Here is a 25,126-nt window from a genome sequence, read left to right as displayed (position 1 = left end):
GACTTCAGCAGCTCGCGGTCCTCGTCCTCGGGGCTGACAACCTGGACGACGTAGTTCATCTCGCCGCCCAGCAGCTCCAGGGTCTCGTCGCCCACGGACTGGGTGGCGGTCACCATCTCCCCAAGGTTGAACAGTGCCTGCACCAGTGCGGCCGGGTTTGCGTCGATCTTCTCGGCGAAATCGCTCAGCGACGCACCGCGGGCCAGCCGGATCGTCTCGCCGTTGCCGTGCGGCAACCGCACACCGCCGACGACCGGGGCCTGCATCGAGTCGTATTCCTGGCGCTTCTGCCGCTTCGACTTACGTCCGCGCCGCGGAGCGCCGCCGGGACGGCCGAACGCGCCGGCCGCACCACCGCGCTGGCCGGGACGACCGCCACCGCCGGGACGACCACGGTAACCGGCGCCGGGCGGGGCGCCGGGCGGGGCGCCGACGCCACCACCACCGCCACCGCCCCGGTAGCCACCGCCGCCACCGGGACGGCCGCCACCGGGAGCACCTGGCCGGCCGCCCGGGCCGGACCCCGGCCCGCCGGGACGCGGCGAACGAGCCTGGCCACCGGGTCCACCGGGTCCACCGGGTCCACCTGGACGCGGCGGCATGTTGCCCGGCGACATGCCCGGGCGCGCCGCGCCGGGTCGGGCTGCTCCGGGCCGGGGTGCCGGAAGACGGGGAATGGACCGGTCGACGGGCTGGGCCGACGAGAACGGGTTATTGCCGACACGTGGGGTGCGGGCTGCCGGCCTGGGGGCCGGGCCCGGGCGCGGTCCGGGAGTCGGGCCGGGTAGCGTCGGCGGCGCCGCGGCCGGTGCCTGCGCCGCAGGTGACGCCGGTGCGGCGGGAGGCTCGGCGGCCGGCTTGCTCTTCTCCGGCGCCGGGGCTGTCTCGGCTTTCGGAGCGGCCTTCGCGGGCGCGCCGTTGCCTGCGGCCTTCGCTGCGGCGGGTTTGCCGCCGCCGAACGATTCACGGAGCCGACGCGCGACGGGTGCCTCCACCGTCGAGGACGCCGATTTGACGAATTCGCCCTGTTCGCTCAGCCGGGCGAGAACTTCCTTACTGGTAACACCGAGTTCCTTGGCCAACTCGTGTACGCGGGCCTTACCTGCCACTACATCTCCTGTCTATGAGGCGACGGCGGTGGTCGGCCGCGCCTCGGTTTAGCTATGACGCATTGTCATCGGGACTTCACGGTGTGCTCATGTTCTTTGCTACCTGTTCTGTTGCCGGGTGCGCCGAGCGACTCAATGTACTCGACCACCGCGGATGTGTCCGGTGGACCGGCGATGCGCAACGCTCGAATGAAAGCTCGCCGCCGAATCGCTTCATGGATGCACTGCGGTGTGGGATGCAGCCACGCACCCCGCCCCGGCAGGCTACCGGCTGGATCAACGATCACGGCGTATTTACCGTTCCCGGTCGACACAGCCACCACTCGAAGCAGTTCGACGGCCAGCTCTCGCTTTCGGCAACCTACGCACGTCCGCACCGGTCCATCGATGCGTTGGTGCGCCGATACCGAAGTCTCGCGCTGGATCACGGCTCAGTTTACTTCACTGAACCCACGCGAACCGCCCGGGAGGTGCGTGGCTGCGTCCTACTTGCCCCGCGCTAGCGATCGTGTGCCAGGCCGTGGCTGGCGCCGCGGTCGGACTGGTTTGCCGGATGTGCGGGCGTATCCCCGCGGATGTCGATCCGCCAGCCGGTGAGGCGGGCAGCCAACCGCGCGTTCTGGCCTTCTTTGCCGATGGCCAGCGATAACTGAAAATCGGGCACAACCACCCGCGCCGCCCGGGCGTTCTGGTCGATCACGGCCACCGAAACCACCTTGGCCGGTGAAAGCGCATTGGCCACGAAGCGGGCGGGGTCCTCGTCGTAGTCGATGATGTCGATCTTTTCCCCGGACAGCTCGCTCATCACATTGCGCACCCGCTGGCCCATCGGGCCGATGCAGGCGCCCTTCGCATTCAGCCCGGGAACATTCGACCTCACCGCGATCTTCGAGCGGTGCCCGGCTTCGCGGGCGACGGCGACGATCTCCACCGACCCGTCGGCGATCTCGGGGACTTCCAGTGAGAACAGCTTGCGCACCAGGTTGGGATGGGTGCGCGACAGGGTGATCAGCGGTTCGCGGGTACCACGGGTCACCCCTACCACGTAGCAGCGCAGTCGGTCACCGTGCTCATAGTTCTCGCCGGGAACCTGCTCGGCCGCCGGGATCACCCCTTCGGATCCCTTGGTCTCACTTCCGATTCGGACTACAACGAGGCCGCGGGCATTGGCGCGGCTGTCGCGTTGGATCACTCCTCCGACGATCTCGCCCTCGTGGGTGGAGAACTCGCCGTAGTTCCGCTCGTTCTCGGCATCGCGCAGCCGCTGCAGGATCACCTGGCGGGCGGTGGTGGCCGCGATGCGGCCGAAACCCGCGGGCGTGTCGTCCCATTCGCGCAGGACACGGCCGTCCTCGTCGACCTCGCGGGCGATCACCCGCACCATGCCGGTTTTGCGGTCGATGTCGATGTTCGCGTCTTGCTGGTGCCCCTGGGTGTGCCGGTAGGCGGTGAGCAGCGCCGACTTGATGGTCTCGACCACGACATCCACCGAAATGCCCTTGTCTGCTTCGATCGCGTGCAACGCGGCCATGTCAATGTTCACGCCCGGCCTCCGTTCCCGCCTCCTGACCGAGGGTCGCCAGCTCCACCTCTCGTTTAGCTGGCTGCGAAAACTCAACTTGGACAACAGCTTTCACAATCTCGTCGAGCCGGACCGTACGCAGTGTCCAGTCCCGGCCCCGATCCTCGGGGACCACCAGCGCCACCGCGTCGCCGGACGTCTCACCGACCCGGGCGGTCAGCTGCGAACCATCGGTCAACGCGAGATCGACCTTGCGTCCGCGCGCGCGGCGGAAGTGCTTCTCGCTGGTCAGCGGCCGCTCTACACCGGGCGAGCTGACCTCCAGCAGGTAGCGGCCCTGGATGCCTATCACACCATCCAGCAACGTCGACGCTGAATGCGACAGGGCGGCGATGGTATCCAGGTCGAGCGCGGTGTCGCCATCGGCGATCACGGTGATCCGCGGCGGACGGACCCGGGTGTCGATGACTACATCTTCGATCTCGTAGCCTGCGCGCGCGAACTCGCCATCGAGCAGCTCGATCACCTGCGTCTGCGAAGGTAGCCCGGTGGCCACGGCGAGCTCCTCATCTTGAGTTGTCCGATCGTCGGCTGGATGCCGCCCGGGGGCGGGTCCGGCGGCCCTCCGGCGCGCTGCAGTGCGCGTTCCCCGGGGAACCAGCCACCAACGATACGCCTGGAATCCCCCATCAGCCCCGACTGCCACGGCTGGATATCGGGGCTCGCGTTCACGCCAATGGCAGGATGTTGCTGTGTCACCGACAGTGCCGGCCCTCAGCAGGCGAGGTGTGCTGGCCGGTGGCGCCGCCCTCGCCGTACTGGGGCTGACCGCGTCTGCGTGCGGTTCCCCGCCACAACAACCGCCCGCGGTCGATGAGCTGGAAGCGCAATTGCAGCTGGCCCGCCGCGACGGCGAGCAGGCCACCGCGGCGGCCGCCGTCGAGTCGCCACCGGTCGGCCCCGCGCTGAAAGAGGTCGCGGCCGAACGTAACCTGCATGCGCAGGCGCTGGCTGCCGAGATCGACCGGGTCGCCGGGATAACCACAACCACCTCTACCGAGACGACGACCACAACGACCACGACTGCCCCGCCCGGGCCGCCGCCGACGTTGTCCGATGTCGTCAACTCGTTGCGTGCGTCCGCCGCGAGCGCGAGCCAACTGGCAGCAACGTCGTCGGGATACCGGGCCGGGTTGCTCGGCTCTATCACCGCCTCCTGCACGGCGGCCTACACGGTCGGACTGGTGTTCACGGAGTCCGCACCGTGACACGCGCCGGCGACGATGCAGAGCGAAGCGATGAGGAGGAGCGGCGCTTGTGACCTCTGCCGAGCCCTCGTCCGGGCGCGACACGCCCTACGACACCGCGCTGTGCGCCGCGCTCTCCACCGAGCACGCGGTCATCTACGGCTACGGCATCGTCTCTGCACACTGCGCACCCGGCGTCAACAATCTGGTGTCGTCCGCGCTCAGCCAGCACCGCGAAAGACGGGATCAGGTCATCGGAATGCTGGCGGCCCGCTCGGTCACCGCCCCGGTCGCCGCCGCCGGCTACCAGCTGCCCATGTCGATAACCAACCAGATCGACGCGGCCCGACTCGCGGTGCGGATGGAAAACGACACCGCGGTGGCCTGGCGCGCGGTCATCGAGCAAGCCCAGACACCGCAAGACCGCGGTTTCGGCGTGACCGCACTGACTCAGAGCGCGGTCCTGGCGGCGCGCTGGAACCGGGTGGTCGGCGCCTGGCCGATCACGACCGCCTTCCCGGGCGTAGGCCAATAGCGCCACCGTGCGCGGCTCAGCCGGACACCGCCGTCGTGATGTCGGTGGCCAGGGCGGCGCCGACGGCCAGCTCGCGGGTGTCGCCGGTGAACCGGTTGCGCAGCTCGACGACACCCTCCGCCCAGCCACGTCCCACCACCACGACCCAGGGCACCCCGAGCAGCTCGGCGTCCTTGAACTTAACCCCGGGTGATGCCGGGCGGTCGTCGAGCAGCACCTCGATCCCCAATCGGTCCAAGTCGCCGGCCAGTGTGATGGCCCCGGCGCGGGCTTGCGGATCTTTGTTGGCGATCACCAGGTGCACGTCGAACGGCGAAACCGTAAACGGCCAGCGCAAGCCGAGCTCGTCGTGATGCTGCTCGGCGATGACGGCCACCAACCGCGACACCCCGATGCCGTAGGAGCCCATCGTCAGCCGAACCGGCTTGCCGTCCTCGCCGAGCACATCGGCGGTGAAGGCGTCGGTGTATTTGCGGCCCAGCTGGAAGATGTGGCCGATCTCGATGCCGCGGGCCGACACCAGCGGCCCGGCACCGTCGGGTGACGGGTCGCCGTCGCGAACCTCGGCGGCCTCGATGGTGCCGTCGGCGGTGAAGTCCCGGCCGGCGACCAGCCCGACAACATGGCGGCCGGGCGCATCGGCTCCGGTGATCCAGCTGGTGCCGTCCACCACCCGCGGGTCGATCAGATAGCGAACATCATTGTCCCGCAAGGCGTTCGGTCCGATATAACCCTTCACCAAAAATGGGTACTTCGCGAAATCGTCATCGTCGAGCAGTACATATTCGGCCGGTTCGAGCGCAGCGCCCAGCCGCTTCTCGTCGACCTCGCGGTCACCGGGCAGCCCGATGCCCAGTAGCTCCCAGTCGCCGCCGGGCCGGCGGACCTTGAGCAGGACATTCTTCAGCGTGTCGGCCGCGGTCACGGTGCGGCCCAGCCCGGCGCTGTTGGCCCAGTCGACCAGCGTCGCGATGGTCGGGGTGTCGCCGGTGTCATGGACGACCGGTTCTGGCAACCCGTCGATCGGTAGCGCCTCGGGGCGGACGGTCACCACGGCTTCGACGTTGGCGGCGTAACCGGAGTCCAGGCACCGCACGAAGGTGTCCTCGCCGACCGGACTCTCGGCCAGAAACTCCTCGGAGGCAGACCCGCCCATCGCGCCGGACAGTGCGGACACGATGACGTAGTGCACCCGCAGCCGGTCGAACATGCGCTGGTAGGCCTGCCGGTGCGCGTGGTAGGCGGCCTTGAGCCCGGCGTCGTCGATGTCGAACGAGTAGGAGTCCTTCATCACGAATTCGCGGACGCGCAGGATGCCGGCCCGCGGGCGGGCCTCGTCACGGTATTTGTTCGCGATCTGGTAGAGCACCAGCGGGAAGTCCTTGTAGGAGCTGTACTCCCCCTTGACCGTGAGCGTGAACAACTCTTCGAGAGTGGGGGCGAGCAGGTAGTCGTTGCGACGGCGGTCCTTGAGGCGAAAGATGCTGTCGCCGTATTCGGTCCAGCGGTTGGTGGTTTCGTACGGCCCGCGGGGCAGCAGCGCGGGGAACAGGATCTCCTGCCCGCCAATGGCGTTCATCTCCTCGCGCACGACCCGTTCGATCTTGCGCAGCACCCGAAGTCCGAGCGGCAGCCAGCTGTACAGGCCGGGCGCGATCGGTCGGATGTAGCCGGCACGGATCAGCAGCTTGTGGCTGGGGACCTCCGCGTCGGCGGGGTCGTCCCGCAGCGTGCGCAGGAACAGCTCGGACATCCGGGTGACCACAGCGGGCAGCCTATGCGGCGACTGCTAGCGCGGCGAAGCCGGGCGCAGCAGGTCGCCGCCATCAGGCTGCGGTGATCGCCAGCGCGCCGGAGCCGGGCGCGCGGTCTACAGGTCGCCGTGCTCGAGGGCGTCCTTGACTTCCTGCGCGTGCGCTACCTGCTTCGCGCTATAGCCGATGAGCAGCGCTGCCCCGCCGGTCAGGACGGCTACCCCGGCCACCCACAGCAGGCCGTAGGTATAGCCGTGATCCAGCGCGTGCAGTTGGGCGGCGTTCATGAATTTCACCGGTCCGTTGGTGCCGCCCAGGTACAGCGTGCGCGACGTGATTACGGCCTGGATAACGGCCAGCACCACCGGGCCGCCCAGGTTCTGCAGCATCAGCGCGATCGCCGAGGTGGGGCCGATCCGGTCAAACCCAACGCCGGCAATTGCCGAGAGCGTCAGCGGGACACCGATCATGCCGATACCGACGCCGCCGACGACGATCGGGATCACCAGGTTCGGGAAGTACGGGATGCCGGCGTTGAGCGTGGAGCCGTACAGCATGGCGCCCAGCACCAGAACCCCGCCGCTGATCACGATCACGCGCGGCGAGAACAACGAGACCAGTTGCGACGACGCGGCCAGGCCGATGCCCACCGCAATGGCGAACGGGATGAAACTGATGCCCGCGCGCAACGCGCTGTAGCCCATGATGTCCTGCACGTACAGACCGATCAACACGGTCACGGTGAACAGCACGCCGCCGGCCAAGAAGATGGCCGCGAAGGTAGCCAGCCGGTTGCGATCGAAGAACAGGTCGAACGGCACGACGGGGTTCTCGGCGCTGCGCTCAATGATGGCGAACGCGACGAAAGCCCCCAGGGCCACCGCACTCGACCCGATAGTGGTCACCGAAATCCAGCCCGCCTCCGGCCCCACCGAGAAGGCGAACACCGCAGCGGTACAGGTCAACGTGGCCAGCACCGCGCCGGCGGCGTCGAGCTTCATCCGCTCTTTCACGGTTTCCCGCAATGCGGTTCGGGCAAGGTAGATCATCACCAGTCCGATCGGCACGTTCACCACAAACGCCAGCCGCCACGACACCTCGGTCAGCGCCCCGCCGACCACCAGGCCCATCACCGAGCCGATGCCCATCATTGCGCCCAACACCGCCGTTGCGACGTTGCGCGCGGGTCCCTTCGGAAACGTGGTGGCCACCAGCGCCAAACCGGTCGGCGAGGCGATCGCGGCGCCCACTCCCTGCAACAGCCGGGCAACGGTCAAGGTGGCCTCGTCCCAGGCGATGCCGCACAGCGCGGACGCGATCGTGAACAGTGCGACACCGGCGATGAAGGTGCGCTTGCGCCCGATCGTGTCGCCGAGACGCCCGCCGAGCAGCATCAACCCGCCGAACGTCAGCACATAGGCGGTGATCACCCAGCTGCGGCCGGCATCGGACAGACCAAGGTCGTTCTGGATCTTCGGAAGCGCGACGATGGCGATCGTGCCGTCCATCGTCGCCATCAGCTGCATGCCGCTGATCGCGATGACCGCGGCAGTGAATCGGCGTGACAGCAGCTGCGTCGGAAGGTATTTGCTCGTACTGTCCACGGAAGCCTCTTTGACGGGCGTCGGAACTGGTTGCTCCAGACGGTCGGTGGTCCACTCGTGGACTGCCTGCTCTGCATCGTCGAGAGCCGTCATAAGGAGCTACCCTACAGTAATCTTAAGAATCCTTTAAACGCCGAAACCGGCCACGGCGCCGATCACGATGATCGCCGGAGGTCGGATGCCTTCGGTCCGGATCTTCTCCGGCGCGTCGGCAAGCGTAGCCCGCAACGTGTGCTCGGCGGCCGTCGTACCGTGCTGAACCACCAGCACCGGCGTATCCGCTGGTCGGCCTCCCTTCCGCAAGACTTCGCTGAACTGCTCGATGCGTTCGACCCCCATCAGTAAAACAATGGTGCCCGACATCGCCGCCAATGCGTCCCAGTTGACTAACGATTCGGGGTGCCCGGGCGCAAGATGCCCGCTGACCACCACAAATTCATGGTTGACCGCCCGATGGGTGACCGGAACGCCCGCCAGCGCGGGCACCGCTGTAGCGCTCGTCACACCCGGCACCACGGTCACCGGAATCCCCGCGTCGGTACACGCCAGCACTTCCTCGTAACCGCGGGCGAACACGAACGGGTCGCCCCCCTTCAGGCGCACGACAAACTGCCCGGCTCTGGCCCGGTCGATCATGATGGCGTTGATGGCGTCCTGTGCCATGGCCCGTCCGTACGGGATCTTGGCGGCGTCGATCACCTCGACGTGTGGGGGCAATTCTGCGAGTAGTTCCGGTGGTGCCAGCCGGTCGGCGACCACGACGTCCGCCTGGGCGAGTAACCGCCGGCCCCGCACGGTGATCAGTTCCGGATCGCCGGGTCCACCGCCTACCAGCGCGACGCCGCCGCGCACGATGTCGTCGCTCTCGGCGGCGACGAGACCGCGCTGCAACGCCTCACGGATGGCCGAGCGGATCGCCGCCGAGCGGCGGTGTTCACCGCCGGCCAGCACTCCAACCGCCAGGCCGGCGTAATCGAACGATGCGGGGGTGACCGCGCTGCCCTCGACGGCGGCGTCGGCACGCACACAGAAGATTCGTCGTCGGTCGGCTTCGGTGACCACCGCGGCGTTCACCTCGGGGTCGTTGGTGGCTGCAATCGCATACCACGCTCCCTCGAGGTCGCCGTCGCGGTACTCGCGCAGCGACAACGTGATTCGGGGCATCGCCTCGACGGCGCGGGTCGCCGTGCGGGTAATGACGTGCACGTCGGCTCCGCCGGCGATGAGCAGCGGAAGGCGGCGTTGAGCCACGGTGCCGCCGCCGACCACAACAACCTTCCGTCCGGTCAGTCGCAGACCGGCAAGATAGGCGTTCTCGGTCACCGGATGAGTTTAGAGCGCACATGGGCGGCGTGCGCGACGAAGCGTGCCACCGCGTCCGGGTTGGCCGCCGGATGGGTATGCAGGTAGGCGGCGTGCACTCCGCCGTGTACAGCGCCGTCGCGCACGGTGTGCGAGTCGCCGGTTTGGTACATCCATGCCGGTTGGTACCCATCAGTGAATGTGACTGCGGTGCGGTGAAATTCGTGACCCGCCACACGCTGACCGGTCTTATACATCGGCGAATCGGTTACCGCTACGGCATCGCGGTACCCCAACGTCAGATGTTCGGTGAACCGCGCCGACCCCGCCAGCACGCCGCACATCGGATAGCCGTCAAGCTCGGAAAGCAGGAATAGGAGCCCCGCACATTCGGCATGCACCGGTGCTCCGGCAGCGGCCAGCGCGCTGATCTGGTGGCGAGCAAGGTCGTTGGCGGACAGCTCCGCGGTGAACTGTTCGGGGAACCCACCGGGCAGCAGCACCGCGTCGGCGCCGCCGGGCAGCGGGTCGACGAGCGGGTCGAACTCGACCACCTCTGCCCCGGCCGCACGTAGCAGCTCGGCGTGTTCGGCGTAGCCGAAACTGAACGCCTTCCCTGCGGCCAGTGCGATGGTGACCCGGTCGCGCACCCCCACACCCACTGCCACCGCCGGATCCCACGACGGATCCGCTGCCGTGCTCCCGGCCGCGGCGAACACGGCGGCGACATCGAGGTGGCGAGCGATCAGAACCGTCATCGCTTCGACCGCGCATCCTGCCTGCCGACCGTATTCGGCGGCAGTGACCAGGCCCAAATATCTTGTTGGCAACTCGATTTCACCGCTGCGCGGGATGGCGCCCAGTACCGGGATGCCGGCCTGCTCGCACGCCTGTCGCAGTACTTGCTCGTGTCTGACCGAGCCCACCCGGTTGAGGACGACACCGGCGATGCGGGTCGCGGTGTCGAACGTCGAAAACCCATGCAACAGTGCGGCGACGCTATGACTTTGCCCGCGGGCGTCGACCACCAGGACGACCGGGGCACCCAGCAACGTGGCCACCTGCGCGGTGGACCCGACCGCCGGTCCGGCCGCTCCGGGGCCGATGCGGCCATCGAACAGGCCCATCACACCTTCGATTACCGCGATGTCCGCGCCGGCTGCGCCGTGCCGGTAGAGCGGGCCGATGAGCCGCTCCCCCACCAAAACCGGGTCCAGGTTGCGTCCGACACGTCCGGCCGCGATCGCGTGATAGCCCGGGTCGATGAAGTCAGGGCCCACTTTGAACGGTGCGACGACGTGGCCGGCCCGGCGCAGCGCGCCCATCAAGCCCGTTGCGACGGTGGTCTTTCCACTGCCAGAGGCGGGTGCGGCGACGACGACCGCGGGGACGTTCACGGTCTCCCCCTTTGCCGCGAGCGTGCACAGAATGACGGCCTCAGCGGCGTGTCGGCGTACAGACACGCACGCTCGCCAGTGGACACCGGGACGTTCACCACTCGATGCCTTTCTGGCCTTTGCGTCCGGTATCCATCGGGTGTTTGACCTTGGTCATCTCGGTGACCAGATCGGCGGCGTCGACCAGCTGCGGCGGGGCGTCGCGGCCGGTGATCACGACATGCTGGCTGCCGGGTCGGGCCAGCAGGGTCGTTACCACGTCGTCGACGTCGACCCAGCCCCACTTCAACGGATAGGTGAACTCGTCGAGCAGGTAGAAGTCGTGCCGCTGCTGCGCCAGCCGGCGCGCGATCTCCGCCCACCCGTCGGCGGCCGCCGCGGCGTGGTCCTCGTCGCTGCCGGCCTTACGCGACCAGGACCAACCGGCGCCCATTTTGTGCCATTCCACCGGGCCACCGGCCCCATGCTCGTCGTGCAGCCGGCCGAGCTGGCGAAACACCGCCTCTTCGCCGACCTTCCACTTGGCGCTCTTGACGAACTGGAACACCGCGATATTCATGCCGGAGTTCCACGCCCGCAACGCCATTCCGAACGCGGCTGTCGACTTACCCTTGCCTCCTCCGGTGTGCACCGCCAGCACCGGGGTGTTGCGCCGGGCCCGGGTGGTCAAGCCGTCGTCGGGAACTTGAAGCGGACGGCCCTGGGGCATCAGCGGTTTCCTCCTGCGGTCTCAGGCCGCGCCGCGCACGGCCCGGGTCAGATAGTCGGCCCGTAACTGCTCGAGACTTACCGTCGGCGCACCCAGCTGATCGGCCAGCCGGGTGGCCAGCCCCAGTCGCACGAACGACGTCTCACAATCCACGACGATCGAGGCCGTGCCTTCGGCAACCAGCAGCGTCGCCGCGGACCGGCTGCGGCCCAACGGGTCCGGCCCCGCAGTGGCGCGCCCGTCGGTGAGCACCACCACCAGTGGGCGCCGTGCGCGGTCGCGGACCTTCTCCCGGAGCACCAGCTCACGGGCGGCCAGCAGACCTTCGGCGAGTGGAGTCTTGCCACCGGTCTCGAATCGCGCCAGTCGGCGCCCGGCGATGTGCGCCGACGTCGTCGGCGGCAGCAGCAACCGCGCGCCTTCCCCGCGAAAAGTGATCACCGCAACCTTGTCGCGCCGCTGGTAGGCATCGCGTAAAAGCGACAGCGTCGCACCGCTGACCGCCGCCATCCGGTCCCGCGCGGCCATCGAACCGGACGCGTCGACGACGAAGATCACCAGGTTGCCCTCCCGGCCCTCCCGTACGGCGCGGCGCACATCAGGAGCCCGCAGTCGAAGCCGGCCGGCCTGCTCGGTGTGTTCGGCGGCGGCCAGCACGGTGGCGAACAAGTGCAGGCCGTGACCGGCGCCGGTGTCGGCAGTGGCGGCAACCACGGCGCCCGACACGTTGCGGGCCCGCGATCGGCGTCCCGGCGCCCCGGCACCCACACCGGGCACCGTGAACGCACGGGTCTTGAATGTTGCCGACGGTGGCGCGCTGGGCCGTGACGATCGCGAGCGCGGCGAAGCCGGGCGCGGCGGGTCGTCACGCATCGAGTTGGGAGGTCTCGGTGGCGAATTCACTTGCGGTGGAGTCTCATCAGCGCTCTGACCGCCGCCCGGCGGGTCGTGATCCGGATCATCGGGTGGACCTTCGTCCCGACCGGCTTGCGCCATCGCATCGTCGAGCTGGTCGTGGTCGATGCCGGGGTCGTCAAACGGGTCACGCCGGCGCCGATGCGGTAACGCCAGCTCGGCCGCCACCCGGATGTCGGACTCGTCGACGCTGTCGGCACCGCGCCAGGCGGCGTGCGCGGCCGCGGTGCGGGCCACCACCAGGTCGGCGCGCATCCCGTCGACATCGAATGCCGCGCACAGCGCCGCGATACGGCGTAATTCGCTCTCGGGCAACACCACCCCATCGACCAGCGTGCGGGCGGCGGCGATTCGCCGGGCCAGCTCGACATCGGCGGCGGCGTAGCGGTCGGCGAAGCTGTCCGGGTCGGCCTCGTAGGCCATCCGCTGCCGGATGACCTGCACCCGCACATCGACGTCCCGCGACGCGTGCACATCGACGGTCAGCCCGAAGCGGTCCAACAGCTGCGGACGCAGTTCGCCCTCTTCCGGGTTCATCGTGCCTATCAGCACGAACCGGGCCTCGTGGGAATGCGAAATGCCGTCGCGTTCGATGTGCACCCACCCCATCGCGGCGGCATCGAGCAGCAGGTCGACCAGATGGTCGTGCAGCAGGTTGACCTCGTCGACGTAGAGAACCCCATTGTGGGCGCGGGCCAGCAGCCCCGGGGAAAACGCGTGTTCGCCGTCGCGTAGTACCCGTTGCAAATCCAGTGAGCCGATGACCCGGTCCTCGGTGGCGCCGATCGGCAGTTCGACCAACCGAGCGTCGGCGCCGTCGGCAGCGACCGCCAACAATGTCGCCAGGCCGCGTACCGCCGTGGACTTCGCGGTGCCCTTCTCCCCGCGGATCAATACGCCGCCGATCTCGGGGCGCACCGCACACAAGATCAGCGCCAGCCGCAGCTGGTCGTGTCCGACGATCGCGCTGAACGGATAGGGCTTCACGACGGCGCCACCAGCTCCAATACCTTGGTGCCCCATGACCACACCTCCTCGAACAGCGCCGGTTCCCGGGACAGCGTCGCGCCCAGCGATGGCACCATCTCTTTGAGGGTCGGCAGCCATGACTGATACCGGTCGGCAAAGCAGCGCTCCAGCACGTCGAGCATCGCCGACACGCCGGTCGACGCACCCGGGGAGGCGCCGAGTAGCCCGGCGATGCTGCCATCGCCAGCGCTGAGTACCGTGGTGTCGAAATCGAGTGCGCCCCATCGGATCATCTGAACCCGCTGACCGGCCACCAGTGACTCCCAGTCGGAATCGACTGCGCTGGGCATGAATTGGCGCAGCGCATCCACCCGTGCCGCTGGCGACAGCTGCAGTTGGCCGATCAAATGGTTGATCAGTTTGCGCTGCTTGACACCCGCGGCGAGCGTCGACAGCAGGTTGTCCGGTCGGATCGACCGCGGGAGGTCGGTGAGGCGGCCCTGCTTGAGGAATTTCGGCGACCAACCGACAAACGGCCCGAACATCAGCCAGGACTTGCCGTTGAGGATCCGGGCGTCCAGATGCGGCGCCGACATGGCCGGCGCGCCGCGCGAGGGAAAGCCGTACACCTTGGCGCGGTGTGCGGCGACCGCCGCCGGATTGCTGCTGCGCAGAAACCGTCCGCCGATCGGGAAACCGCCGAATCCCCTGACCTCCGTGATAGCAGCCTTCTGCAACAGCCGCAGCGCATGGCCGCCGGCCCCGACGAAGACAAATTTCGCCTTGAGCCTGCGGCTTTCCCCGGTGCGGCGGTTGCGAATGGTCAGCGTCCAGCTGCCGTCGTAGGACAGCTCGCGCACTTCATGGCCGAACAGCACGGTGGTTCCGCTGCGCACGCCGTAACCGATCAGCTGCCTGCACAGCACCCCGAAGTCGACGTCGGTGCCGTCGGGGGCCCAGTTGAGGGCCACCGGCTCGGAGAAGTCGCGCCCGGCGGCCATCAACGGCAGCCGGCGGCCGAACTCGTCGGCATCCTCGATCAATTCGGTGCCGGCGAAAAGCGGGTTGGCGGCCAGCGCCTGTCGACGGCGCCGAAGGTAGTCCACCCGCTCGGCGCCCTGCACGAAGCTGACGTGCGGGATCGGGTGCAGGAAACTGCGCACATCGGTGAGGATGCCGCTCTCCACGGCGTAGGCCCAGAACTGCCGGGTGACCTGGAACTGCTCGTTGACCCGCACCGCCTTGCTGATGTCGATCGAGCCGTCCGGCTGCTGGGGCGTGTAGTTCATTTCGCAGAGCGCCGAGTGGCCGGTGCCGGCGTTGTTCCACGACCCGCTGCTTTCGGCGGCGGCGCCGTCGAGCCGCTCAACCAGCGTGATCGACCAGTCCGGCTCCAGCCGCCGCAGCAACGCCCCCAGCGTGGCGCTCATGATTCCGGCCCCCACCAGCACGACGTCGGCCTTCGCGGCTGTGGTTGGGTCTGACACCGGAGTCCTTCGTGATCGGGGTTGCGTTCGGCTGTGCCGGTCCCCAGGTTATCCCGGCCGCGGTGGGCGTTACCCAACACGCTTTAAGCTGACGAATGTGACGCGCCGGCCGCGCGACGTCCCGTCGGGGCCGGGCCGCCGCGGCAACGGCCGGGAAAGGTGAGACACGTGGAAACCTATGACCTTGCCATCATTGGAACCGGTTCGGGCAACAGCATTCTCGACGAGCGGTACGCCGGCAAGCGGGTCGCGATCTGTGAACAGGGCGCCTTCGGCGGCACCTGCCTCAACGTCGGGTGCATCCCCACCAAGATGTTTGTCTACGCGGCCGAGGTCGCGCAGACGGTCGCCGGTGCCGCCCGCTATGGCGTCGACGCGCATGTCGACCGAGTGCGCTGGGACGACATCGTCTCGCGCATCTTCGGGCGGATCGACCCGATCGCGGTCAGCGGCGAAGATTACCGGCGCTGCGCGGCCAATATCGACGTGTATGACCGGCACACCCGATTTGGACCGGTCCAGCCCGACGGACGTTATCTGCTGCACACCGACAATGGCGACGAGTTCACCGCCGAGCAGGTGGTGATCGCGGCGGGATCGCGGCCGGTGATCCCACCGGCCATCCGCGACTGCGGGGTCGAGTACCACACCAGCGACACCATCATGCGGATCGCCGAGTTGCCCCAGCATCTGGTCATCGTCGGAGGCGGCTACGTGGCAGCCGAATTCGCACATATCTTCTCCGCACTCGGTGTGCGGGTCACCCTGGTGATCCGGGGCGGCACACTGCTGCGCCACTTGGATGACACATTGTGCGAGCGGTTCACCCGCATCGTCTCCACCAAGTGGGAACTGCGGACGCACCGCAATGTTGTCGGCGCCCACCACGACCGCTCGGGCGTGGTGCTGGAACTCGACGACGGTTCAACGCTGAGCACCGACATGGTGTTGGTGGCCACCGGCCGGATGCCCAACGGCGATCTGCTGGACGCCGAACAGGCCGGCATCGACGTCGCCGGCAGCCGCGTCGTCGTCGACGAATACCAACGGACTTCCGCACGCGGCGTTTTCGCGCTCGGCGATGTCTCGTCACCGTATGAGCTCAAACACGTCGCCAACCACGAGGCACGCGTCGTGCAGCACAATCTGCTGTGCGATTGGGATGACACCGAGGCGATGGTCGCCACCGACCACCGCTACGTACCGGCCGCGGTGTTCACCGATCCGCAGATCGCCAGCGTCGGGCTCACCGAAAATCAGGCCGTCACAAAGGGCTTCGATGTTTCCGCGAAGGTTCAAGACTACGGCGACGTTGCCTACGGCTGGGCGATGGAGGACACCACGGGCGTCGTCAAGCTGGTCGCGGAGTGCGGCACCGGGCAGCTGCTCGGCGCGCACATCATGGGTCACCAAGCCTCGTCGATCATCCAGCCGCTGATCGGAGCGATGAGTTTCGGGCTGACCGCGCAGCAGATGGCCAGCGGGCAGTACTGGATTCACCCGGCACTGCCGGAAGTCGTCGAGAACGCGCTACTCGGGCTGCGCTGACGGAGCCTGCCCGCCACCCTGGCATTGCGGACACAGGCCGTGCAGGGTCAGCCCGGCCCGCTCGGACAGCCTGAACGAACTACCCGCCATCGCATGCTCCAGCGCGGAGCTCAACCGCCCGGCGGGCACCTCGATGATCGACCCGCATCGCGTGCACACCGCGTGATGGTGCGGGTCGGCGGCCAACCCATAGGTGGTAACGCCGCTCTCCAGCGTCAGCGCATGCAGCACGCCCTGGTCGACCAGGGTGGTCACCGTGCGATAGATCGTCGCCAAGTCCGGCGGCGGCTCCTCGGCGGGCAGGCCGTCGCGCAGCCGGTGATCGATCTCGGCCACCGACAGATGACCGTGCACAGGCTCGAGCACCGCCAACACCGCGATTCGTGACGCCATTCGTCGCAGCCCATGCGCGCGCAGCAGCTCACCGATCCGCTCGGTGACGGCCGGATCCAACGCCGATGGCCTGGTCACCGTTCCAGTATCGCGCAGGATGCGCGACATGGCTGCCAGACTGGCGGTCGTGCCCGGTTCGATTTGCGACGTGCTGCCCGCTGCTGCTGCCCTGCTCGGTGTTCCGGATGCAACGGACACCCTGGGGCTGACCGAGCAAATTGGCGACGTGCGCCGGGTCGCGGTCGTGCTGGTCGACGGGATGGGCCGGCACCTGCTACCGGAGTTGGCCGCCGACGCGCCGCTGCTCGCCTCGGTGCTGGCCGGCGAGGTCGGCCGGCTGGACGAACTCACCTGCACCTTCCCGTCGACGACGCCGACCAGCCTGGTGTCCCTGAGCACCGGCGTGTCGCCCGGCCAGCACGGCATTCTGGGCTTCACCGTCAAGCTGCCCGGGTGCGACCGGGTACTGAACCACATCTTTTGGCGCGACGATCCGCCCCCGGCCCAGTGGCAGCCCGTGCCAACCTGGTTCGAGCGGCTGGCTCGGGCCGGAGTCAGCGCGCGGGCCCTGCTGCCGGCCGCGTTCATCGGCAGCGGGCTCACCGAGGCGGCCTACCGCGGCGCACACTTTCACTCCACCAGCACCGGTCGCTGCTATGGACAGCGGCTGGCCGACGAGCTGGCCGCGATGCCCGGCCTGGTCTACGGCTATACCGCCGAACTCGACACCGCCGCGCATCTGTTCGGCATCGGTTCGCCGAAGTGGCACACCGCGGCTTCCCATGTCGATGAACTATTGACCCGGCTGGTTGCGGCATTGCCGTCGGATGCGGCGCTGCTGGTCACCGCCGACCACGGCGGCCTGAACGCCCCCGCGACGGCGCGAGTCGACATCGGCACCGACCCACGGCTGGCCGCGGGCGTTCGCGTGGTCGCCGGCGACCCACGGGTCCGCTACCTGCATACCGTCGCCGGCGCGGCGGCCGATGTGATCGCCGCCTGGAGCGAGGTGCTGGCCGGGCGGGCCGAGGTGCGCAGCCGCGAGGATGCGGTTGCGGAGAAGTTGTTCGGGCCGGTGCACCATAGCCATCTGGACCGGATCGGCGACGTCGTGGTGACCTGCACCGGTGACACCGCGGTACTGGCCACCGGTTATGAGCCGCCGGAAGTGGCCCAGCTGGTCGGCATGCACGGTGCGGCCACGGTCGCCGAGCTGGCGATCCCGCTGATCACCTTCCGTGGTTGACCATTTACCTGCAAAGTATTTGCATCACGCCGGAGTGTGTTTTAGAGTTTTCACGGCTTAGCTTTCTTCCCATATGAAGGGACGCGATGTGGCCGGTGATGTTCTCGGCCGGCAGCTATCGTCGTGGTCCAGGCTGCGGGCGGCCTTGACGCCGGACGAGTGGCTGCGTCTGACCGCCATGTTCGCCATCATCGTCGCGCTGCACGTGGTGGGTTGGTGCACACTGGTGCTGATCGTCGAACCAGCGCATTTCAGTGTCGGGGACAAGGCATTCGGCATCGGCATCGGACTCACCGCCTACACGCTGGGCTTGCGGCACGCGTTTGATGCCGACCACATCGCCGCCATCGACAACACCACCCGCAAGCTGATGAACGACGGGCAGCGCCCGCTGGCGGTGGGCTTCTTCTTCTCGCTGGGGCATTCCTCCGTGGTCTTCGGGTTGGCGCTGCTGCTGGCGATCGGGCTCAAAGCCATCATCGGGCCGGTCAAAGAGGGATCGTCGGCCCTGCACCACTACACCAGCCTGATCGGCACCAGCGTCTCCGGCGTGTTCCTCTACCTGATCGCGATCATCAACGTGCTGATCCTGGTCGGGATCTTGCGCGTGTTCGCCCGGATGCGCCGCGGCGTCTACGACGAGGACGAGTTGGAAGAACATTTGAGCAACCGCGGACTGCTCAATCGGGTGCTGGGGCGGTTCACCAAATCGATTACCGCGTCGTGGCATATGTATCCCGTCGGCCTGCTGTTCGGACTGGGCTTTGATACCGCCACCGAGGTCGCGCTGCTCGTTCTGGCCGGCACCACTGCCGCGGCCGGCCTGCCCTGGTATGCGATCTTGTGTCTGCCGGTGCTGTTCACTGCCGGGATGTGCCTGCTGGACACGATCGACGGCTCGTTTATGAACTTCGCTTACGGCTGGGCGTTTTCCAATCCGGTGCGCAAGGTCTACTACAACATCACGATTACCGGCCTGTCGGTGGCAGTTGCCCTGCTGATCGGCAGCGTCGAGTTGCTCGGCCTGCTCGCCGATGAATTCGGTTGGAGCGGCGCATTTTGGGATTGGGTCGGCGGGATCAACCTGAACGCCATCGGCTTCGTCATCGTCGGGCTGTTCGTGCTGACATGGGCCGTCGCACTGGCGGTCTGGCGTTTTGGACGCATCGAGGAGAAGTGGAGCATGCAAGCCGAACGCGTCGGCTAAAACGCGTCTCGAAATCGGCCTGGATTGGTGCCAGGCCACGTTCGCCGCCGGCCGGATTCGGATTGACGAACGTCGGTCTTGGTGCGACGGGTGCGGTGCAGCAGCCCGCTAGGTGAGACACCCGCGGTTGATCCCAAGTGGCTTCCGGCTCAACCGGATACACCGTGGTGGTTGCCGCGGTCGCAACACCCGGCGATGTCGTCATGCCCTAATGACTCGGAATGACATCTGCATCCGGGTTCGGCTAGCTTTGGCTCCGATACGGCTGCGGCACAGTTTCTGCTGCCTAAAACCGCCTGTGCCAAGCCAACTCTGATGCCTGCCCGCGCATCGCGGGCCGATCCGCTGCCAACACATCGCGACACTATCACAACGATCGAGACCCCTTGGTCGATCTATTTCATTGAGGAGAACTGAAATGTCTTTTGTCACTACTCAGCCAGAGGCGTTGGCCGCGGCGGCCAGTCAACTGCAGGGCATCGGCTCGGCGCTGGTCGCCCAGAACGCGGCCGCCGCAGTCCCGACAGCCGCGATCGTGCCCGCCGCTGCCGATGAAGTGTCCGTGCTGACAGCGGCGCAGTTCGCCAGGCACGCGCAGTTGTATCAAGCGGTGAGCGCTCAGGCTGCTGCGATGCACGAGATGTTTGTAACCGTCATGCGGGCCAGTGCCGGGTCGTATGCGGCCACCGAGGCAGCCAATGCGGTCGCGGCCCTGTGAGCGCGGGAGTTCATTGTGATGGATTTCGCTTTGTTACCGCCGGAAATTAACTCGACGAGAATGTACTCCGGCCGCGGATCGGCACCGATGCTGGCCGCCGCCGCTGCGTGGACGAACCTGGCCGCTGAAATACATTCGGCGGCAGGCGCTTACGCATCGGTGGTCTCGGGGCTGACCAGTGGCAGCTGGCTGGGCCCGGCCTCGCAGTCGATGACGGCCGCATCCACACCCTACGCGGCATGGATGAACACCACCGCCGGCCAGGCCGAGCAGGCCGGCGCCCAGGCCGCCGCGGCCGCAAGCGCCTATGAGGCTGCGTACGCGATGACGGTGCCACCGCCAGTTGTCGCGGCCAACCGCGCTCAGCTGACGGCGCTGATCGCGACCAACGTTCTGGGTCAAAACACCCCGGCGATCGCGGCCACCGAGGCCCAGTACTGGGAAATGTGGGCCCAGGATGCCGCGGCGATGTACGGCTATGCCGGCTCCTCGGCCGCGGCTTCGCAACTGACACCGTTTGCCGCGCCGCAGTCCACCACCACTTCGGGTGGGGTCAACCAAGCCGCCGCGGTCGCCCAAGCCACCGGCGCCACGGCCACCACCAACGCGACGACAGCGTCGGGGCTGACGTCGTTGCTGGGAGGAGCCACCACATCCACGGGTTCTTCATCGGGGGTATCCAGCCTGGCGTCGCTGCTGAATGGGTCGGATAACTCGGCTCTGGGAACTTTCCTGAACGGCAACTTTTTCAGCACTGCGGTCGTCAACGGAGCCCTTGCAGGTGGGCCGGAGAACCCGCAATTCCTCCTGCAATCCATCGCGGGTTTCAGCTTTCTGAACGATCTGAACGCCGCCAAGGACGCGCCGGGTCTGGGCGGCCTGTGGGCTCTGACGGCAGGCAGTGTGGGGCCGGGGGGAGCGGGGTTGCCGGGTCTGGGCGGCGTTGGGCCGGCGGTGTCGGCGGGGTTGGGCCAGGCGGGCCGGATGGGTGTGTTGTCGGTGCCGCCCAGTTGGACCGCGATCGCTCCCGCTAGCCCGCTGGCCTCTGCGCTGGGCACCACCCCGCTCAGCGGCCCTCCGGCAAGCTCAGTCGGTGGGCCAGGAGGTTACGCGTCGCCGCTGGGTATGAACGGGCATCTGCGCCGCCCCATACCGAAATACGGGTTCCGCGTGAAGGTGATGGCGCACCCGCCCGCCGCCGGATAACACATTAACGAGGAGAAGGTGTCATGATGGATTTTGCGGCGTTACCGCCGGAAGTTAATTCGGCCCGGATGTATTTGGGGCCTGGGGCGGTGCCGATGCTCGCTGCTGGTGCTGCCTGGAACACGCTGGCCGCTGAAATGAGTTCCGCGGCGGGCTCGTACGGTTCGGTGATTTCGGGGTTGGCCAGCGGGAGCTGGCTGGGTCCGGCGTCGGCATCAATGGCGGCTGCGGCCGCACCCTACGCGGCCTGGATGAATACCATTGCCGCGCAGGCTGAACAGACGGCCATCCAGGCGCAAGCGGCAGTGGCCGCCTACGAGTCCGCGTTCGCTGCGACGGTACCCCCGCCGCTGGTCGCGGCCAACCGCGCTCAGTTGGCCTCACTGGTGACCACCAATGTTTTGGGCCAGAACACCCCGGCCATCGCAGCCACCGAGGCCCAATACGGGCAGATGTGGGCCCAGGACGCCGCGGCGATGTACGGCTATGCCGGTCACTCGGCGACCGCCTCGCAGCTGACGCCGTTTACCACGCCAGCACCCACCACCCGTGCCGACGGGCCGGCCAACCAAGCCGCCATGGTCACCCAGGCAACCGGAAGCTCGGCGGGCACCGACGCGTCGACGGCCTCGGGGCTGTCGTCGTTGCTGGGAGGGATCACGACACCCGGGTCGAACACCTCCACCACCGGGCTGGCCGGGCTGCTCAATGACCTGGACGGGTCCAACGGCTCGCTGCTGGGGAGCTTTCTCAATAACGCCACAGTCGCCAACTTCAGCAACGCACTCACCACCAGTGGGGGTTTGAACCCGACGTCGATGATCGATTCGGTCACGTGTTTCAGCTACCTGTTCCCCGCCCTGGCGGCAACCAATGGTGGGTTGACGTCGGATCTGTCGGGTCTGGCCGCCGGGCTCGGTTCGGGCGCGCTGGGACCTGCGAGCCTGCCGGGCCTGGGCGCGGCGGTGTCGGCGGGGATGGGGCAGGCGGCACCGCTGGGTGTGTTGTCGGTGCCGCAGAACTGGGCGTCGGGCGCGCCGGCATTCAGCAAGATTGCTACCGAGTTGCCGGGCGCCAGCGGCCTGAGCAACGCCCTGGGCGCCACCCCACTGGTGGCCCCCGATGCTTCGTGCGGCATGCCCGGGATGCCGATGGCGGGGAGTATGGCTAACCACGAGATCGACGACTATCCCGTGTACGGGTTCCGTCCCATCGTGATGGCGCACCCACCTGCCGCTGGTTAGTCGGCGGCGTTCCGCGCGCGCTGTTACCGTTGGGACACTGTGGGGTTCAGTGACACACGGACACCGTCTGGGCCGCGGTCAGTCGTCGCGGTTGCCGCGGTGGTGTGCGTGCTGGCCGCGGTCCTCGGGTGCTGGCTGCTGCGCTTCGACCACGCCGCATCTGATACCGCGTCGTCGCCGACGTCGTTGAGCGCTGTCCACAGCGATAACGCCCATCTTGACCACCACGCCTCTTCCCCGTCAGGGCACGCTCCGGTCAAGTCCGCGGGACTACACCGCGACCGGCCGCCGACCGAGCTGCACGTGATGCCGGCATCGTTGTCGTCGTTGTCGGCGGATTCCGAATCGGTCGTGTGGAGTTGGCCGGGTGGGAATTCGGCCCGCGCGCCCGCGACCGATCGTTTCGGTCAACATCTCCTTACGCAGTTCTGCATCGCCCGTTGCTGATCGGCTAGCGCCGGGCTGTCGTGTCATGTCATGACAGTCGCTGAGCGCTAACCCGCGCCAATTGCCGTGCGCCGGCTCGCAACGCGGCTACCACACGAACCGCGTCTGAATCGGCGCTCATCCAGGCACGCCTCAGATCCGTGGCGCCTGGATTCGTCAGAGAGTCCGTTCTTTTCGGGAGAAATCCATGTCTTTTGCCACCTGTCAACCAGCTACTCACACTAACCGCACCGCGACCGCTGAAGGAGGTGTGTAGCGATGGATTTTGGATTGTTGCCACCGGAAATCAATTCTGCGCGAATGTATTCCGGGCCCGGGCCCGGATCGATGCTAGCCGCCGCGTCGGCCTGGGACGAGCTGGCCGGTGAGCTTGGCTCGGCGGCGGTCTCCTACTCGTCGGTGGTCTCCGGGCTGACCGCTGGTTCCTGGCTGGGTCCGTCTTCGGCGGCGATGGCGGCCGCGGCCGCACCCTACGTGGCATGGCTGCACACCACCGCGGCGCAAGCCGAGCAGACGGCCGGCCAGGCCAGAGCGGCCGTCGGCGCCTACGAAACCGCGTTCGCGATGACGGTTCCGCCGCCGCTGATCGCCGCCAACCGTGCTCAGTTGATGTCGCTGATCGCGACCAACGTTCTGGGCCAGAATGCGCCGGCGATCGCGGCCACCGAGGCGCAGTACGGCGAAATGTGGGCCCAGGACGCGGCGGCCATGTACGGCTACGCCGGCTCGTCGGCGGCGGCCGCGACGGTGACGCCGTTCAGCTCGCCGTCGCCGACCACCAACCCGGCCGGGTTGGCCGGCCAAGCCGCCGCCAGCTCAGCAGAACCGGTGATGTCGACAGCGCCTCAGCTGATTTCCACAGTGCCCACCGCCCTGCAGCAACTCACTTCACCGTCGTCGTCCACGTCGGCGCTGTCGAGGCTGAGTGCGCTGGCCGCGCCGCTGAGATTCGCGATGTATCCGATGAACTTCCTGAACCGGGGCCTGGCGTTCGCGAAGGTGGCAGGCGCCCCGGCCAAGGCGGTCACCGCAGGTGCCAAAGCGGTCGGATCCGGTTTGGTGGGCGGCCTTGGTGCATCGACGGGCGCGCTGGGCGCGGTCGCGGGCACGCCTGCGGTGTCGGCGGGTCTGGGCCGGGCCGTCTCAGTCGGGCCGCTGTCGGTGCCGCAGGGTTGGTCCATCGCGGGCTTGACGACGAGCCCCACCGCCGCGCACCTACCAGTGGGCAGCGTCGGTCCCGCCCCGGTGAACGGGTCAGCCGGCATGCCGCCGCTCATGCCGATCACCGGTACGGCCGGTCGCGGCCCCGGCGCTATGACGCCGCAGTACGACATGCGTCCGACGGTGATTCCGCGTTCGCCATCCGCCGGCTGAAAACCCCCTCGACCCCTGGCGAAGTTCATGTTTGTGCAGCAGTTCATCGCCAGCTACAGCTACGGTGCCGTATTCCTGCTGATGGCAGCCGAATCGGCATGTATCCCAGTCCCGTCCGAGCTGATCATGCTGTTCGGCGGGGCGTTGGCCGCCGAGGCCGGAGCCGACGATCATCGGTGCCTCATCCTGATAACCATCGCCGGGGTAGCGGGAAATGTCGTGGGCAGCTACGTTGCGTGGGCGGTTGGCCGCTACGGCGGCCCGGCCGTCTGGCATCGCTGGGGCAAGTACGTGTTGCTCCGCGGCCATGACCTCGACCGCGCCGAACACTGGTTCGCCCGCTACGTGCCGCCGCAGTGTTTGTCGGCCCCACCTACGCCATTTCCGGTGTTGCGGGCGCACTGCTGGCCGTGGGCCTGGCGGTCTTCGTTTACCGTCGCCGTGCCAGCCGGGTCGGTTACAGCGGGGTCACGTAGGCCGCACTGATGCCACCGTCGACCAAAAACGTCGACGCCGTGATGAACGATGCGTCGTCACTGGCCAGAAAGGCGACAGCGGCGGCGATTTCGTGCGCCTCGGCGAAGCGGCCCATCGGCACATGCACCAACCGGCGCGCGGCACGCTCGGGGTCCTTGGCGAAAAGCTCTTGCAGCAGCGGGGTATTCACCGGCCCGGGGCAGAGCGCATTGACCCGGATGCCCTGCCGGGCGAACTGCACACCGAGCTCCCGCGACATGGCCAGCACCCCGCCCTTGGACGCGGTGTAGGAGATCTGCGAGGTCGCCGAACCCATCACCGCCACAAACGAGGCGGTGTTGATGATCGATCCGCGCTGCGCAGCCACCATGTGCCGCAGCGCCGCACGGCAGCACAGGTACACCGATTTCAGGTTGATGTCCTGCACCCGCTGCCAGGCCGGCAACTCGGTGCGCTCGATCAGGTCGTCCTCGGGCGGGGAGATACCGGCGTTGTTGAACGCGATGTGGACCGAACCGAAGGTGTCGGCCGCGGTGTCGAACAGCGCATCCACGTCGGCTTGCTCGGAAACATCCACCGGCACGAACAACCCATCCAGTTCATCGGCGGCCGCGGCACCCGCCGCCGGGTCGAGATCGCCGACCACGATCATGGCGCCCTCGGCCCGCATCCGCCGGGCCGCAGCCAGGCCGATCCCGCCGGCGCCGCCGGTGATG

The 25,126-nt window shown here is 67.8% G+C and carries 24 protein-coding genes and 1 pseudogene; 12 read left to right on the top strand and 13 right to left on the bottom strand.

Annotated features, from left to right (window positions below; genetic code table 11):
• The 4 genes from ACRDTL_RS09620 to rimP all read right to left on the bottom strand — a co-directional run.
• Positions 1 to 1,109 (bottom strand): translation initiation factor IF-2 N-terminal domain-containing protein (locus ACRDTL_RS09620; RefSeq protein ID WP_431506478.1); only part of this gene is annotated, 1,109 nt, incomplete at its 3' end.
• Positions 1,110 to 1,174: 65 nt separating this feature from the next.
• Entirely contained in the window at positions 1,175 to 1,423 is a 249-nt protein-coding gene (locus ACRDTL_RS09615) for a YlxR family protein (RefSeq protein WP_431506477.1), read from the bottom strand.
• Between the two features lie 185 nt (positions 1,424 to 1,608).
• Positions 1,609 to 2,652, bottom strand: coding sequence for a transcription termination factor NusA (nusA, locus tag ACRDTL_RS09610; RefSeq protein WP_431506476.1), 1,044 nt, complete (start codon positions 2,650 to 2,652; stop codon positions 1,609 to 1,611).
• Positions 2,642 to 3,187: a ribosome maturation factor RimP gene (gene rimP / locus ACRDTL_RS09605; protein ID WP_431506475.1), complete on the bottom strand. Its 546-nt coding sequence runs from the start codon at positions 3,185 to 3,187 to the stop codon at positions 2,642 to 2,644. Before rimP ends, nusA begins: the two co-directional genes overlap by 11 nt.
• Positions 3,188 to 3,383: 196 nt before the next feature.
• Between rimP and ACRDTL_RS09600 the strand changes: the two genes are divergently transcribed.
• From ACRDTL_RS09600 to ACRDTL_RS09590, 3 genes and pseudogenes are all read left to right on the top strand, one after another.
• Positions 3,384 to 3,899 carry a hypothetical protein gene (locus ACRDTL_RS09600; protein WP_431506474.1) on the top strand — a complete coding sequence of 172 codons (516 nt, stop codon included), beginning with the start codon at positions 3,384 to 3,386 and terminating at the stop codon, positions 3,897 to 3,899.
• Positions 3,896 to 3,981 (top strand): annotated as a pseudogene (locus ACRDTL_RS09595) (DUF3000 domain-containing protein); the annotation flags it as partial. The gene ACRDTL_RS09600 and the pseudogene ACRDTL_RS09595, both read left to right, overlap by 4 nt.
• Before the next feature lie 18 nt (positions 3,982 to 3,999).
• Entirely contained in the window at positions 4,000 to 4,413 is a 414-nt protein-coding gene (locus ACRDTL_RS09590; RefSeq protein ID WP_431506480.1) for a ferritin-like domain-containing protein, read from the top strand.
• Positions 4,414 to 4,429: 16 nt separating this feature from the next.
• On the opposite strand, the gene ACRDTL_RS09585 is transcribed toward ACRDTL_RS09590, so the two are convergent.
• The 7 genes from ACRDTL_RS09585 to mqo all read right to left on the bottom strand — a co-directional run bounded on the left by ACRDTL_RS09585 (position 4,430) and on the right by mqo (position 14,550).
• Entirely contained in the window at positions 4,430 to 6,178 is a 1,749-nt protein-coding gene (locus tag ACRDTL_RS09585) for a proline--tRNA ligase (RefSeq protein ID WP_431506473.1), read from the bottom strand.
• Positions 6,179 to 6,283: 105 nt separating this feature from the next.
• On the bottom strand, positions 6,284 to 7,864 hold the full coding sequence (locus ACRDTL_RS09580) for an MFS transporter (RefSeq protein ID WP_431506472.1): 1,581 nt from the start codon (positions 7,862 to 7,864) through the stop codon (positions 6,284 to 6,286).
• Positions 7,865 to 7,897: 33 nt separating this feature from the next.
• Positions 7,898 to 9,094: a uroporphyrinogen-III C-methyltransferase gene (cobA, locus tag ACRDTL_RS09575; RefSeq protein WP_431506471.1), complete on the bottom strand. Its 1,197-nt coding sequence runs from the start codon at positions 9,092 to 9,094 to the stop codon at positions 7,898 to 7,900.
• Entirely contained in the window at positions 9,091 to 10,470 is a 1,380-nt protein-coding gene (locus ACRDTL_RS09570) for a cobyrinate a,c-diamide synthase (RefSeq protein WP_431506470.1), read from the bottom strand. The genes cobA and ACRDTL_RS09570 overlap by 4 nt, the downstream gene beginning before the upstream one ends.
• A 94-nt stretch (positions 10,471 to 10,564) precedes the next feature.
• Positions 10,565 to 11,179 (bottom strand): cob(I)yrinic acid a,c-diamide adenosyltransferase, encoded by a 615-nt coding sequence (gene cobO, locus ACRDTL_RS09565; protein WP_431506469.1) that lies wholly within the window; start codon positions 11,177 to 11,179, stop codon positions 10,565 to 10,567.
• A gap of 21 nt (positions 11,180 to 11,200) precedes the next feature.
• Entirely contained in the window at positions 11,201 to 13,081 is a 1,881-nt protein-coding gene (locus ACRDTL_RS09560) for a VWA domain-containing protein (protein ID WP_431506468.1), read from the bottom strand.
• Positions 13,078 to 14,550 (bottom strand): malate dehydrogenase (quinone), encoded by a 1,473-nt coding sequence (gene mqo / locus ACRDTL_RS09555; RefSeq protein WP_431506467.1) that lies wholly within the window; start codon positions 14,548 to 14,550, stop codon positions 13,078 to 13,080. The genes ACRDTL_RS09560 and mqo overlap by 4 nt, the downstream gene beginning before the upstream one ends.
• Positions 14,551 to 14,718: 168 nt before the next feature.
• Between mqo and mtr the strand changes: the two genes are divergently transcribed.
• Positions 14,719 to 16,098, top strand: a complete 1,380-nt coding sequence (gene mtr / locus ACRDTL_RS09550) for a mycothione reductase (protein ID WP_431506466.1) — start codon at positions 14,719 to 14,721, stop codon at positions 16,096 to 16,098.
• Here the strand turns inward: mtr and ACRDTL_RS09545 are convergent.
• Entirely contained in the window at positions 16,081 to 16,569 is a 489-nt protein-coding gene (locus ACRDTL_RS09545) for a Fur family transcriptional regulator (RefSeq protein ID WP_431506465.1), read from the bottom strand. The genes mtr and ACRDTL_RS09545 overlap by 18 nt on opposite strands.
• 49 nt (positions 16,570 to 16,618) lie before the next feature.
• Here ACRDTL_RS09545 and ACRDTL_RS09540 point away from each other — a divergent pair, with 49 nt between their 5' ends.
• The 8 genes from ACRDTL_RS09540 (at position 16,619) to ACRDTL_RS09505 (ending at position 24,419) form a co-directional block, all read left to right on the top strand.
• Positions 16,619 to 17,737, top strand: a complete 1,119-nt coding sequence (locus tag ACRDTL_RS09540; RefSeq protein ID WP_431506479.1) for an alkaline phosphatase family protein — start codon at positions 16,619 to 16,621, stop codon at positions 17,735 to 17,737.
• 73 nt (positions 17,738 to 17,810) lie between these two features.
• Positions 17,811 to 18,944 carry a HoxN/HupN/NixA family nickel/cobalt transporter gene (locus tag ACRDTL_RS09535; protein WP_431506464.1) on the top strand — a complete coding sequence of 378 codons (1,134 nt, stop codon included), beginning with the start codon at positions 17,811 to 17,813 and terminating at the stop codon, positions 18,942 to 18,944.
• 418 nt (positions 18,945 to 19,362) lie between these two features.
• The gene (locus tag ACRDTL_RS09530; protein WP_431506463.1) at positions 19,363 to 19,662 is read left to right on the top strand and encodes a PE family protein; all 300 of its coding nucleotides are present in this window, start codon (positions 19,363 to 19,365) and stop codon (positions 19,660 to 19,662) included.
• Between the two features lie 18 nt (positions 19,663 to 19,680).
• On the top strand, positions 19,681 to 20,868 hold the full coding sequence (locus tag ACRDTL_RS09525) for a PPE family protein (protein ID WP_431506462.1): 1,188 nt from the start codon (positions 19,681 to 19,683) through the stop codon (positions 20,866 to 20,868).
• A gap of 23 nt (positions 20,869 to 20,891) precedes the next feature.
• A complete protein-coding gene (locus ACRDTL_RS09520; RefSeq protein WP_431506461.1) occupies positions 20,892 to 22,112 on the top strand; it encodes a PPE family protein in 1,221 nt (406 codons plus the stop codon).
• 39 nt (positions 22,113 to 22,151) lie between these two features.
• Positions 22,152 to 22,559, top strand: a complete 408-nt coding sequence (locus ACRDTL_RS09515) for a hypothetical protein (RefSeq protein WP_431506460.1) — start codon at positions 22,152 to 22,154, stop codon at positions 22,557 to 22,559.
• A gap of 258 nt (positions 22,560 to 22,817) precedes the next feature.
• The gene (locus ACRDTL_RS09510) at positions 22,818 to 23,933 is read left to right on the top strand and encodes a PPE family protein (RefSeq protein ID WP_431506459.1); all 1,116 of its coding nucleotides are present in this window, start codon (positions 22,818 to 22,820) and stop codon (positions 23,931 to 23,933) included.
• A gap of 27 nt (positions 23,934 to 23,960) precedes the next feature.
• A complete protein-coding gene (locus ACRDTL_RS09505) occupies positions 23,961 to 24,419 on the top strand; it encodes a DedA family protein (RefSeq protein WP_431506458.1) in 459 nt (152 codons plus the stop codon).
• Here ACRDTL_RS09505 and ACRDTL_RS09500 read toward each other — a convergent pair.
• A complete protein-coding gene (locus ACRDTL_RS09500; protein WP_431506457.1) occupies positions 24,391 to 25,125 on the bottom strand; it encodes a 3-oxoacyl-ACP reductase in 735 nt (244 codons plus the stop codon). The two genes, ACRDTL_RS09505 and ACRDTL_RS09500, sit on opposite strands and share 29 nt — an antisense overlap.
• Position 25,126 lies beyond the last annotated feature (1 nt).

This window comes from Mycobacterium sp. (assembly GCF_050700595.1).
GTDB lineage: Bacteria > Actinomycetota > Actinomycetes > Mycobacteriales > Mycobacteriaceae > Mycobacterium.
This window is presented reverse-complemented; position numbering and strand designations above follow the sequence as displayed.